Source organism: Acidiplasma cupricumulans (assembly GCF_001402935.1).
In the GTDB taxonomy this organism is placed as follows: domain Archaea; phylum Thermoplasmatota; class Thermoplasmata; order Thermoplasmatales; family Thermoplasmataceae; genus Acidiplasma; species Acidiplasma aeolicum.
The window spans coordinates 1-13,951 of sequence record NZ_LKBH01000010.1 but is presented as its reverse complement, the minus strand read 5'-3'; the positions used below and the strand labels follow the sequence as shown (position 1 = coordinate 13,951).

Below are 13,951 nucleotides of genomic sequence, written 5' to 3'. Positions count from 1 at the left end.
TTAAATATAATGAAATGATATTGTTGTAATGAAGTTTCTCTCCTTCTTTGGCCATTTAAATATAGATGTAAAACTTGGTGTTTTAAATTTACCAATGCCGGGTGAGGCAACCAGTGTTAAAAATTTAAATAATGTTTACGCTGGTACAGCAGGTAATTTTGCATTTGTTTCAAAATCACTCGGGGTGGATTATGATCTTTATGCTGCTGTTTCCAGATCAACCCATAGTGGATTTCTTGATTTTCTCCGGCAGCGGAATATAGACTATAAACACATAAAAATTTTTGATGATGACACGGGACCAATTTGTTACATAGCGTCGGATGGAAAAGAACAGATTGCATACATGTACCAGGGTCCGGTATACACAAAATGGAAACCCTCTGAATATTTTGAATACGATAATTACAGGTACATACATTTTGGAACAGGCCCTGCAGAGGAATACATAAAAATAGCCGAAAAAAATAAAAATTCAAAAATTGTTTTTGACCCTGGTCAGGAAACATGGTATATGTATACAAAAAATACTGCCATGGCCATGATTAATTTATCAAATATAATGATAATAAATAATAATGAATTTTCTTATTTATTAAAAATGGTGCAACATACAAAGGATGACTTATTAAATTATTTGGATTACATTATTGTAACGTGTGGCAGCCACGGGTCTGTTATTTACTCAAAGGATGGTGAAAAACATTTTGATGCTTATTTAACAAAGGATATACACGATACTGTTGGCGCAGGCGACTCATTTAGGGCAGGTTTTTATTTTGGGCTTTACAATAATTTTAATATTGAGGATTCGGTTAAACTTGGAAATATAGTTGCATCCTATGCAATAAGAAAGCCAATAATTGATTTTTCCGTAAAAAAGGATGATTTAATGAGAATATTAAGAATATATAACCAGACAGAGGTTTTATAATTAAATTAGCAAATCGATATACGCCATATCCATAAAAACCTTTTTATCGCACCCCACCTTATCATACGGAAGCTTAAAAGTTGATTTTTCAATTCCACCCAGATTTAAAAAGTTTTCAAAATCGCTGGATTTTTCGTAAATTACAATACCGTTTTCAGAATCCCGATGTATCCCGTTGAGATCTATTGCACTTGATATCTGTGTTGTATAACCAAGGTACATTAAAAATATATTTGATTTAATTTTAATTCTTTTATTATGCCTGAAATAGCGATTTGTTTTTTTTAAGGCATTAATTATTTGCAACTCAGATATAATGCTTTTTGCATCCACAACCTGAAAAAAATTATTTCTTGATTTTATAAAATTTAATATTAAATCAAAATTAAAATTATTAAATTTTATATAATCGATCTTATACCGCATTTGGCCTCTTCGATGTTGTTATCTCCTTTGATACAGGATGTATTATGTTTTTAACCTTTTCAAGGAACTGTTCTTCTTCTGGGCCTTTAACAAGGGCGTTTGAAAGTACATCATCTATTGTTGCGGCAGCGATTATTTCTATTTTGTCCTTATGAGCCTCATCAAGTATAATATCATTGTAATTTGCAAGGGGGACTATTACCTTTGATAATCCACTGTCTATTGCAGCCTCAACCTTTGCGGTGACTCCACCAACTGGAAGAACATCGCCACGGACGCTTAATGAACCGGTCATTGCAACGGTCTGATCAATTGGTATATTTTCAATTGCAGATATAATTGCGGTGGCTATTGAAACACTTGCCGAATCGCCCTCAACACCCTCATATGTACCTATGAATTGTACATGTATATCCATATCTGAAATGTTTTTGCCGCTGATTTTTTTAATTACGGCGGCCACATTCTGAACAGCTTCCTTTGCTATTTCTCCAAGTTTACCTGTTGCATAAACTGTACCGTTATTAGGGTGCTGTGCCGGTGTAACCTCCGCAACTATTGGCATCACCACTCCTGTAAAGTCCGCCATTTCGCTGGAACCCATAACGGCAAGGCCATTAACCTTTCCAACTGCTGATCCCTGACCGGTAAACATTTTGTATAATTTTTTAACTTCTATTGCCCTATCAGCTATCTGCTGTTCCACAGGCTTGCTTAGATCTCTTGCAGCGTTTACATCCTCTGCTGTTACTATTGCTTCCTTTTTGCTCACAGCAATGTCGCCAGCGATTCTTACAAGACCACCAAGTTCCCTTAATCTTAATGTTAATTTTCCCTTTCTTCCTGCACGCTTCTGTGCCTCCTTTATTATTTCAACAATTGCGGCGGCGTCAAAGGGTGGGATTTTTTTATCCTTTGCAACCTCCTGCGCAACAAACTGAACCAATTTTCTGCGGTTCTCATCATTGTCATCCATTGTATCATTCATGTAAACCTCATAACCATATCCACGTATCCTTGATCTAAGTGCTGGATGCATATTTTTTATTGCATCAAGATTGCCTGCAGCAACAAGAACAAAATCACATGGAACTGGCTCTGTTTGAACCATTGCACCTGCACTTCTTTCACTCTGCCCGGAAATTGCAAATTTCTTTTCCTGCATTGCGGTTAATAATGCCTGCTGATCCTCTGGTCTTAATAGATTTATTTCATCTATGAACAAAACTCCCTTATCTGCCTTCTGGATATTTCCAGCCTCAACCCTCTCATGTGCAGGTGTTTCAAGACCACCAGACTGAAATGGGTCATGCCTCACATCGCCTAAAAGTGCACCGGAATGTGCACCTGTTGAGTCTATAAATGGTGGCTTATCATTGGGATTATGTGAGACCAGAATTTTTGGAACCATAACACGTTCAATTCTGGCGGCAGCAGGATTCATGGCCAATAATATGTATATAAACGCGGCACCAATTATGGCAAAGAATAATATTTCTATGGCTGTGCTTGGGCTGCTTTTGTATAGAACTATTGCCAGGATTATTCCTAACAGTATGATTGAAAATACAATAAAAAGTAAGCTTTTTGAACGATCTTTTTTCTCCCTTTCGGCCTTTATCTGATACTGTTTTACAATTTCTTTACCCTTTCCGGCTGGGAAGGTCTTAATTCTGGGTTTGTTTGGATCCTCTGGATTTGGAAAGCACAGAATATCCTCTAAATCCTCCTTGGGGAGAAAATCAACCATGGACTGTGCCAGCATTGATTTTCCAGTACCTGGTTCCCCAATTAAAAGGACGTGTCTTTTCTGGATGGCCGCTTTTTTAATTACCTCTCCGGCCTTCTCCTGACCAATTACCTGGTTAAAAAGAAGCTTGGGCACTTCAATATCTTTCGTAGACTTTATGCCCTGATTAGATAACCATTCCTCTACATCATTATTATTTGCGTCCACATTATGATAATCTAATTCTGTTTATTAAGTTTTTCTAATAAATATTTTTATAATTTGTTATATTTTTTGCCCGATGAGAGAAAAATTTTAACATTATTATTATATCAATAAATTTTTATGAAACAATAAGATGTACATATATGAATGAAGTTTTGCAGATAACCGGTTCCTCGGTAAGAAAAATTTTCGATTCGCGCGGGAATATAGCGATAGAGGCTACAATTAACATTGGAAATTATTCAGGAACTTGCTCTGCACCTGCGGGTGCCAGCACAGGCGAAACCGAGGTAATCGCCTATCCTGATAGGGATGTTGAAAAAAGCATAGATTTTTATAATAGAAATATAAGAAATGCCATAATAGGCTTTAACGCACTTGCACAGAGGTCTTTTGATACATTACTCCACGATCTTGATGGTACCGATAATTTTTCAGCCATGGGAGGTAACCTTGCAACCGCGCTCTCAATAGCAAATGCAAAGGCTGTGGCCAGCTATCTTAATATACCATTATACAGATACGTTGGTGGCCTAAATCCGGCAATACCACGACCTCTTGGAAATATAATAGGGGGTGGCAAGCATTCAAAAAGGGGAACAACAATACAGGAGTTTCTGGTTTCATCACAGGGTAAATCCTTCTATGATTCTGTTTATTATAATATTCTGGTCCACAAAAAGGTGGGGGAAATTTTATCTGATAAATTAAAAAACCAGAGTGTTGGCCTTGGTGATGAAAAGGCATGGACTGCCGATGTTTCTGATGAGGAGGCAATAGATATAATGAAAAGCGCTGTAAATGAAATTTCATCAGATAATAAGGTTAAAATCCTTCTTGGTGTTGATTTTGCAGCAGATTCCTTTTATAATAATGGTAAATATATTTACAAAAATAAAATATTATCCAGGGATGAGCAGATTGATTTTGCAATTTCGTTAAATAAGGAGCATGGATTTTATTATATAGAAGACCCATTATTTGATACAGATTTTGAGGGTTTTTCTGAAATAACGTCAAAAATAGGAAATAATGCCCTTATAGTTGGCGATGACCTTTATACAACAAATCCTGAAAGAATTAAAAAGGGAATAGAATTGAAATCCACAAACGGTGTATTGATAAAGGTTAACCAGATAGGAACATTATCTGATACAACAGAATCGGTTAAGCTTGCGACTAAAAATAAAATGGAAACTGTTGTTTCACATCGCAGCGGGGAAACAACGGATGATTTTATAGCCCACCTTGCTGTTGGATTTAATTCAAAGCTGATAAAATCTGGAACAATAGGCGGTGAGAGACTTGCTAAACTAAATGAACTAATAAGAATAGAGGAGGGTTTGATAGACTAATGCTTAATATAATAGGCATTGGCCTTAGGGGATATAAAAGCATAACGCTTGAACAGCTGGATGCCATTAAAAATTCAGATATTGTATATTTTGAAACCTATACATCAATTTCACCTGAAAATACTTTTGATTATCTAAGGTCCATAACCGGTAAAAAGTTAATTAAGGCTGATAGAAACACAGTTGAATCATCCAATGAAATAATTAAAAATGCTTTAAATAGCAATGTTTCCTTTATAGTTACGGGGGATGCACTCACTGCAACAACACATAATGAATTGCGGCTTGAGGCAATAAAAAATGGTATTGATGTAAAAATTTTTGAAAATGCATCAATTTTTACAGCTTTTCCATCCAGAACGGGTTTATTTAATTACAGATTTGGGCCTGTAATATCACTTCCATTCATATATGAAAATTTTTTTCCCCTGAGCGTGTACGATAAAATATATAAAAATTATGTTAATGATTTTCATACGCTTATCCTGCTTGATTTAAAAAATGGCCGGACAATGGAGATAAATGAGGCACTGGATATTCTCATTAAAATGGAGGAAAAAAGAAATGGCAATATAATAAATTATGACACATTTATTATTGCTGGCTTTAATATAGCCCGGGAGGATGAATATATAATTGCCGGCCATATTAAGGATGTTATAAATAAAAAAATATCAATGTCGCCTGCCTCAATTATTCTTCCGGCAAAGTTAAATGATAAGGAAATTGAATTCGTTAAAATTTTTTGTGATAATGTTTAATTTTTTATTGTTAAACATTTTATATCAATATGGTATACAACTATATGTATAACCTAAAGCCAGGGCATAGTTATCCTCAGGGTGCAACCGTTTATGAAGACGGCACAAATTTTGCAATATACTCAGAAAATGCCACAGCGGTAAGCCTTGAATTTTATGATACACCATATGATGAATATCCAAGTGAAACAATACATTTAAAGGAAAAAGATGGATATATATGGCATGTTTTTGTATCAGGTATTAAACCTGGAACGCTTTATAATTACCGGATTGATGGACCGTATAAGCCGGAGCTGGGTCTTCGTTTTAATAAAAACAAACTTTTAATAGACCCGTACGCAAGGGCAATAACATCAGATGTTACATGGAATAAATCTGTTTACGGCTATGATACAGATAGCGATCAGAAGGATCTATCATTCAGCACTGAAAACGATTCTCAGTTTGTGCCAAAATCAGTTGTTTATAAGGATAACTTTGACTGGAAGGGTGTGGAAAATCCAGATATTCCATGGAATAATACATTGATTTATGAAACCCATATTAAGGGTTTTACAAAGCTCAGGGCAGATATTGGTGAAAATATAAGGGGCACCTATAGTGGACTGGGATCGCAGAAAATGATTGATTACCTAAAGGATCTGGGCATAACTGCTGTTGAAATTATGCCTGCCCAGCAGGAGGTAACAGCGGAATATCTTTATGATAAAAAGTTGACAAATTACTGGGGATATGATACAATAGGCTATTTTGCACCAGACATCAGATTTTCGTCAACGAAAAAACCTGGGGACCAGATTAATGAATTTAAAAACATGGTAAAAAATCTTCATGAAAATAATATAGAGGTTATAATGGATGTGGTTTATAACCATACAGCAGAGGGAAATGAACTTGGACCTACCCTGTCATTTAAGGGCATCGATAATCTTGTTTATTATAAGCTTCAGGCTGACAATCCCAGATACTATTATGATGTAACCGGTACCGGTAACAGCCTTGATGCCGGTCATCCACAGGTCCTCAGGTTAATAATGGACAGCCTTCGCTACTGGATAACTGAAATGCATGTTGATGGCTTTAGATTTGATCTTGCATCAGCCCTGGCAAGGCAGCTCTATGATGTTAACAGCCTTTCCGCATTCTTTGATATAATTTATCAGGACCCTGTAATATCAAGGGTAAAATTAATAGCAGAACCTTGGGATGTGGGGCCCGGTGGATATCAGGTTGGAGAGTTTCCACCCATGTGGGCCGAATGGAATGGAAAATACCGTGACGCCATAAGGCACTACTGGAAGGATCGTGGTGTAAATATAAGCGAGTTTGCAACAAGGATATCGGGTTCGCCTGATCTTTACCAGACGAGTGGCAGGAGGCCACATTCAAGCATAAACTATGTAACATCACATGACGGTTTCACAATGTATGACCTTGTTTCTTACACAAACAAGCATAATGAGAATAATCTAAATGATAATAAGGACGGCACTGATGACAATATAAGTGAAAATTTTGGAATAGAGGGCAAAACAGATGATAATAAAATAAAATATCTTAGAAACAAAAGAATAAGAAGCTTTTTTATTACATTATTAACATCTCAGGGTTCACCAATGATTCTTGGTGGCGATGAAATAATGAGAACTCAAAATGGCAATAATAATGCTTACTGTCAGGATAATGAAATTTCATGGTATGACTGGAATCTCGATGATGAAAGGTTAAAACTCTTAAATTTCGTTAAAAATATGGTAAATATAAGAAAAAAATATGCGGTATTAAGGCGCAGGAACTTCTTTAAGGGCGAAATAATACCGGGAACAGATATTAAGGATGTTATATGGGTAAAGCCTGATGGTACCGAGATGTCCGAGGAGGACTGGACGTCAGGGAATAATAAAGCAATAGGCGTTATACTCACCGCAATAGGAATGGAGAGGGTTTTCAGTGAGCCGGTATCCTATGATAACCTAATGCTGATATTTAATCCAACTGAGGATAAGATAAATTTTTCAATTCCAAAAAGATGGAAGAAGGCACAGATAATTATAGATTCACTTCCAGAACATGAAAATTTTCCAATTGGTATATCAGACACAGTTTTGAATATTGAACCACAATCAGCGTACATACTTGAAGAACCCTAATTTAATTTTATTAATATATCAAATTTGTTAATAATATTATTTTTAGATGTTGTATAAATTATGCCATGACCATTTATTTTTACATCTTTTTCTGATAGAGAGAAATAAACAGATGCATTCTCGTAACCTATTTTTATAACGTTTTTTTCAGGCATATATAATTTATATTTCTCAGAAACGTATTTTTTTCTTAATGAAATTAAAGTTTTATAATAATTAACATACATGTCTGATTCATTCCATGTTAATTTTGAATTTATGAACGTTTGAATATCCGCTGGATTGGGAACATCCTGTGACCATGAAAAGTCTGAGAACTCTGATTTTCTTCCATTAAAAACGGATTCGGCAAATTTTTTATCTGGTGGGTCAACAAAGAATAAAAATGGGCTAACCTCACCGTATTCCTCTCCCTGAAACAGCATTGGTGTGAATGGTGATAAAATTATCATGCCTGCAAAAAATTTAAATTTTTTATCCCCAAGAATTTTCAGCGGCCTTTCCCCAAAGGCACGGTTTCCAATTTGATCATGGTTGGAATCACAAACAATTAGCCTGTTTTTTGGCATATTTTTGAACACCGTACCACGTACCTTGTGCAGATAGTTTGAATAAACGCCATTATAATCGTAACCATATTTAAGGCACCTGATTATATGTTCAGGGCCTCCATAATCTGAGTAATACCCGGCATTCTCTCCAGATAGATATGTAAATATTGAATGGTGGAAATCGTCATTCCAGTGTGCATCCAGACCATATCCACAGTTTTTTACAGATTTAACCAGTGAGGAATCGTTTTTATCTGTTTCAGCCACAATCTTAATTTTTCTGTTATGTTTTTCACCGAATTGCTTGGCTATCAATGATATTTCCTTAATAATATTAACCGGTGAAGAATCATAAATTGAATGAATTGCATCAAGCCTGAGGCCATCAAATTTGTATTCGTTTATCCAGTAAATAACATTCTGTAGAATAAAGGACCTTACAGGGTCTGAAAATGGGCCATCAAAATTGAAGGTAGGGCCCCATGGATTTTTATGCTGATCAGAAAAGTATGGGCCGAGTAATGGTAAAATATTGCCCAGCGGCCCGGCATGATTATAAACAACGTCCAGTATAACATTGATGTTATATTCATGTGCCCGGTCTATAAAATGCTTTAATTCATCTGGAGTTCCATAGGAGAATGCAGGGGCATAGGGGAAAACACCATCGTATCCCCAGTTTCTTGTACCGTAAAACTGTGACAGGGGCATAATTTCCAGGGTATTTATTCCCATATCTTCAAAATGTTCAAGTTTTTCCTCTGCGCCTCTGTATGTACCGTATTTTGTAAATGTTCCTATATGTATCTCCTCTATTATTGTATCATTCATGTCGTAAACTCTCCATTTATTATGAATGAAATTATAATCGGGATTAATTATCTGGCTTGGGCCATTAATCCCTTCCGGTTGAAATCTTGATGCGGGGTCTGGAATTTCCACGCCATCTGCAATTATTTTATATTTTTCACCAAAATGCCCAGGAAAAACAGCACTTTTAAAACCATATGGTGCATCATGCATTATTATTTTTTTATTTTTATCCAATAAATGTAGCTGCATATTTTTGATTTTTGGTGCCCATACGTTTAGAATAAAATTATCATCATATTTCTTAATTCCATGGTATAATTCATCCATTTAATCACCATTAAATAATACTGAGAATGGAAAAATATCAAAAATCTCTGAAAGTTTTAATATCTGAATGGATTTATATTTCCTTCCTGTGAGAATATCCTTAAGATCATACTTTCTGGGTAATACAATCTGTGCATCACCCCAGAATTCACGAACCGGTTCAATTATGCCATTAAGATTCGTGGCAATTTTATTGCTGACAATTACAATTATTTTATTTCTTCCATATGACCTTTCAAATGCTATTACATTATCCGATAACATACCTGTACATTTTAATGGAATATAATCACCTGAAAAAATATTGTTATGTTCTTTCCTGAAATTTAATAATTGATGGTTTACATACATTTTTAATTCCCCTGATATTATCATTTTATTTATATTACATTCATATATATTATCAATTTTTTTAATTTTGTTAAGTATTTTCATAAGATTGCCGAAATTTACACTCCTTCTATTATCAGGATCAGTAAAATTATTGTTTAAATATTCTGATCCCTGATATATATCTGGAATTCCGGGAGACATGATTTTTAATATATTCTGCATGATTGAATATAAATTGCCATAATATTCTAATGACCTATAAAAGGGCATATATATACTTTTAAAGGTATCCGATTTTATTGCCCTCTCTATAAATATTTTTAAATGACCTTCATAGTCATGATCCGGAAAATTCCACGATGTATGAATCTCTGCCTCCCTTACGGCCTTGATCATTTGACCGGTGACCCTTTCAATAAATGTGCCGTCCCAGTATTCTGGTGATTCCGCCAGAAGTATTTGATAAAAATAATATTCCTCATTTTTATCTGGAATTTCAATACCATTGTGTTTATATTTAAAATTATCTGAGATTTCATGAAGATTTTTAATTAAACTTCCCCATAAATCTGGATCGTTATAAATTGTTATTATCCTTGACCTTATATCATCCCCCAGCTTTGTATCATGTGTTGATAACGTATTAATTGAGTTCATATAATTTAATGCCTTATATTTATTATAATCATGGAATTCATCTATTGTGATAAAGTCCCTGAATAAATTGCAACCAACCTCATTTTTACCAATGTTAAGATTATACCGGAAAAAAATATTGTCCTCCATGGATTTTGCCATTACCGCCGGGAGAAACTGCTGTAACCTTTTGAGGCAGTAATAATCATTGATATCTGGTTTTTCCAGCATGTTAAGCATTATGCCCAATTCATTATTTTTTATATTTAAACCCCTAATGTAGTCAGAAAACCATGTTAAATTGCAATTCTTTGAAATGTAAATACGGTATAATGGAAAATTTGCCATTATTTCCAGCAGCATTTCCCTTGTGCCAGCCAGTGTTGCCTCATGCCCGTAAATATGTTTTATAAAATTATTATAAAATATACCGGATAAATAATCAAGCTCGGATCTATAATAATTTTCAATGTAAAATTTTTTCCTTAGGTACAGCATTTCAGATAAATTATTTCTATTCCCGGTAAAATCCTCATAAATCTCCCTTAATTTACCAGCATTTGTTTGATCAATAAAAACATATGTGGTGTAATAAAGAAAGTCATAGCCTGTGGTTCCGTCAACCCCGAATTTGGGGCTTAATTTTTCGTCCCCGGTAAGAATTTTCTCAACATATACCGGTATTTTCATGCGTTTTTTTAGATTTTTAAGATATGAAAATGGATCAAAAAGCCCGTCAATATGATCGAGCCTTATGGCCGCAATAATTTTATTTTTATATAATTCAATAATCTTTTTATGCATATCCTTAAAATACATGCGCCTTTCACAATGAACTGCTATGAGTGAGTTTACTGAAAAAAATCTTCTGTAATTTGTACCTGATATGCAGTTAACCCAGTACATTGGCCTGAAGTACTGTTCGCATAAAATTTTATCCTTGCTAAAAATATTATCAGTGTCGGTATTGGAATAATTTAGATTATTCAAAAGGCTAAATTTTTGATTATTTATCAGTGCAATCTTTTTATCCGCGTCTATTTTTATGTCATTTAATGAGTCAATATAATTATTACCAAGCACCGGCATAATTATTGATTCAAATGGAAAATCAGGAGTATTAATTAAATCAAAAAAATTATAATATTTTGATTTTTTTCCAAATTTAAATACATCCTGAAGGTATACATTTTCATGATTCAGGCCCATATGATTTGGAACAAAATCTATCATGATGTTCATGTTTGTTTTTTCAAGCATTTTATGCAGTCTTAATAATCCATCCTCCCCGCCTATTTCTGGATTTATCTCAGAATAATCTGTAACATCATAACCATGCATGCTTCCGGTTGTACTTTTTAAAATTGGGGATAAATAGAGTGATGAGATTCCAAGGTCATTAAGATAATATATTATTTTCTCAAGGTCCTGAAATTTAAAATTTTTATTAAGCTGAACCCTGTAAAATGAGGAGATATTCATTAAGATAAAAATTTTAATTAAATATAAAAAGCTATTTATTCCCTTACTGTTTCATAAATTCAGGAATCATTTTGGATACCATAATAACCAGATTTTTGGCCGTTTCGGAAATATTAAAGTCAGTGGCAAAACCATGTATCATGCCAAGCGCCCTAATGCCAATTGCCCTTATACCGTTATTCCGGAGTTTTTTATAATAGGCCTCTGCTGGATCCCTAAGCGGGTCATTTTCGCCACTTATAATGATTGCCGGTGGAATATTTTGAAAATTTTCTTCCAGAACAGGCGAAAAATAGGGATTAAGAACATCTGTTTTATCATGCATATATGCTGAACCAAAGTACTCTATTGCACTTCCGGTTAAATTGTATCCATTATAAAAATCCATAAATGATTTGGAAAAATTGTCAGGTGCAAGTGATGGATAAAAAAGAACCTGTACATCAGGTGTCTTTAATTTATTATCCCTTGAAAATAGGCACAGAGCGGCTGCGATATTGGCACCTGAGCTGTCCCCGGCAGTACCAAGCCCCCCACTGATGCCAAATTCGTCTCTTTTATTGTATATATATCCAAAGGAATCCAATGCATCTTTTACTGCTGCAGGAAACCTGCTTTCAGGTGCAAGTCTGTAATCCACAGATATCACCTTTAAGCCCGATTCCATGCTAATTAGCCGGCACAGATTATCATGTGTATCAATGCTTCCTGATATAAATCCGCCTCCATGAAAATAAACAATGCCATCGTTAAGTTTTTTGCTGTTATAGAGCCGTGCCCTTAATATTCTGCCATCCAGCTTAATTGAAAAATCTCTAACATCAGGTATGTCTATTTTATTACCTGATACGGCAAGCATGGCATCATTCATCAACTCCCGGGCCTCCTTATAATCGAGCCTCGAAATATCTGGATTTCCTTTGGAATCCTCAATTATTGATTTAAAATCAGGATCAATCATAAAATGTAATATGTTGATTTATTATAAATTATATCTGTAAAATTATTTTAATTTTATATTCTTGGTTTCCGGAAGCATTAGAGTCAAGATAATTGCAGCAACCATAATTAATGAAAGAAAAATATAGGCATTAAAATAATTGTTTCCATGTATTAATAAGGACATTAATATAACACCGGTTACAGCACCGATTTTTCCCATCATTGAGGAAAAACCATATGATGACCCCCTAAATTGCGTTACAGTGACCTCTGCAGGAATTATTCCGACGGTTGCACCACCAAAGGCATTAAATAATTCCAGCAGGGAAAATAAAATTATAATGCCTTCTAAAAAATAAAAATACGGGAGTAAAAGAAATAAAGCAGACATAAGTGCAAATCCGGTTATTTGAATTGATTTCCGGCCATATTTGTCCACTCTTTTCATAACGTATATCCCTGATGCTATGCCTATAATGAGAAAGAATGTTGTTAATAATGCATTATCAACATTATTTAAAAAATTGCCAAGTTTTAGTATTGTCGGCAGCGTTAGGGATAATCCGTATGCCACGATATCATATAAAAACCATATAATGGCTGCTATTATGATGTTCCTTGCATATAATTTTGAAAACATATCAAAAAATCTGGTTTTTACAATTTTTTTCTCCCACATTTGTGATTCGGGTAATGAAAATCTCATAAATTCAATTGTAGCTGCAGGAATTATGGAAATCCCAAGCATTAATCTCCACCCGTAATTTCCACAGGGAAATAGAAAAATTGCTGCTATGGCACTGCTTATTGAACCAATACTGAAAAAAACAGTGGCGAGGGCCATATAAAATCCCCGGCTTTCCACAGGACTAACCTCTGCTATGTAGGAATTTGCCACAGGATACTCTGCACCAAGAACTATTCCGAGAAATAATCTTGAGAAAAATAGCTCCAGAAAATTGAATGAAAATACAGATATAATATCAAATAATATAAAAAATATTAATGTGGATAGATATATCCGCCTGCGCCCAAGTATGTCGCTAGTATAGCCTATTATAACAGTTCCTATTATGGCACCGATAATAACTGATGCAATAATGAGGCCATATTCAAATGAATTTAGGTGTATATATTCATTAATTAAAAGTATTGCAAATGCAATAACTGTTAGCTGATAACCATCAAGATACATGCCAAATGATGATAGCACAACAATTCTATTTGTGCTTATGCTTTTTTCCATGATCTAAAATATGGCTGTTTTATAAAAATCTCTCTATA

The 13,951-nt window shown here is 34.5% G+C and carries 10 protein-coding genes; 4 read left to right on the top strand and 6 right to left on the bottom strand.

Annotation, left to right across the window (positions count from 1 at the left end):
- Positions 1-28: 28 nt before the first annotated feature.
- Positions 29-934: a nucleoside kinase gene (locus tag AOG55_RS00225; protein ID WP_048100885.1), complete on the top strand. Its 906-nt coding sequence runs from the start codon at positions 29-31 to the stop codon at positions 932-934.
- Here AOG55_RS00225 and cgi121 read toward each other — a convergent pair whose 3' ends face one another.
- Both cgi121 and lonB read right to left on the bottom strand, forming a co-directional pair.
- Positions 935-1,360: a KEOPS complex subunit Cgi121 gene (gene cgi121 / locus AOG55_RS00220; RefSeq protein ID WP_055040741.1), complete on the bottom strand. Its 426-nt coding sequence runs from the start codon at positions 1,358-1,360 to the stop codon at positions 935-937.
- The gene (lonB, locus tag AOG55_RS00215) at positions 1,350-3,317 is read right to left on the bottom strand and encodes an ATP-dependent protease LonB (protein WP_048100883.1); all 1,968 of its coding nucleotides are present in this window, start codon (positions 3,315-3,317) and stop codon (positions 1,350-1,352) included. The genes cgi121 and lonB overlap by 11 nt, the downstream gene beginning before the upstream one ends.
- Before the next feature lie 140 nt (positions 3,318-3,457).
- Here lonB and eno point away from each other — a divergent pair, with 140 nt between their 5' ends.
- Genes eno through glgX form a run of 3 tightly spaced genes read left to right on the top strand, consistent with a single transcriptional unit; the run spans position 3,458 to position 7,583 of the window.
- Positions 3,458-4,669 carry a phosphopyruvate hydratase gene (eno, locus tag AOG55_RS00210; protein ID WP_048100882.1) on the top strand — a complete coding sequence of 404 codons (1,212 nt, stop codon included), beginning with the start codon at positions 3,458-3,460 and terminating at the stop codon, positions 4,667-4,669.
- Positions 4,669-5,430 (top strand): diphthine synthase, encoded by a 762-nt coding sequence (dph5, locus tag AOG55_RS00205; RefSeq protein ID WP_055040740.1) that lies wholly within the window; start codon positions 4,669-4,671, stop codon positions 5,428-5,430. Before eno ends, dph5 begins: the two co-directional genes overlap by 1 nt.
- 44 nt (positions 5,431-5,474) lie before the next feature.
- Positions 5,475-7,583 (top strand): glycogen debranching protein GlgX, encoded by a 2,109-nt coding sequence (gene glgX, locus AOG55_RS00200; RefSeq protein WP_055040739.1) that lies wholly within the window; start codon positions 5,475-5,477, stop codon positions 7,581-7,583.
- On the opposite strand, the gene treZ is transcribed toward glgX, so the two are convergent.
- The 4 genes from treZ to AOG55_RS00180 are packed head-to-tail and all read right to left on the bottom strand — an operon-like array spanning position 7,580 to position 13,913.
- The gene (gene treZ, locus AOG55_RS00195; RefSeq protein ID WP_055040738.1) at positions 7,580-9,274 is read right to left on the bottom strand and encodes a malto-oligosyltrehalose trehalohydrolase; all 1,695 of its coding nucleotides are present in this window, start codon (positions 9,272-9,274) and stop codon (positions 7,580-7,582) included. The genes glgX and treZ overlap by 4 nt on opposite strands.
- The gene (gene treY / locus AOG55_RS00190; RefSeq protein ID WP_055040737.1) at positions 9,275-11,725 is read right to left on the bottom strand and encodes a malto-oligosyltrehalose synthase; all 2,451 of its coding nucleotides are present in this window, start codon (positions 11,723-11,725) and stop codon (positions 9,275-9,277) included.
- A 43-nt stretch (positions 11,726-11,768) separates the two neighbouring features.
- On the bottom strand, positions 11,769-12,686 hold the full coding sequence (locus AOG55_RS00185; protein ID WP_055040736.1) for an alpha/beta hydrolase: 918 nt from the start codon (positions 12,684-12,686) through the stop codon (positions 11,769-11,771).
- A 42-nt stretch (positions 12,687-12,728) separates the two neighbouring features.
- The gene (locus AOG55_RS00180; RefSeq protein WP_055040735.1) at positions 12,729-13,913 is read right to left on the bottom strand and encodes an MFS transporter; all 1,185 of its coding nucleotides are present in this window, start codon (positions 13,911-13,913) and stop codon (positions 12,729-12,731) included.
- Between the last annotated feature and the right edge of the window lie 38 nt (positions 13,914-13,951).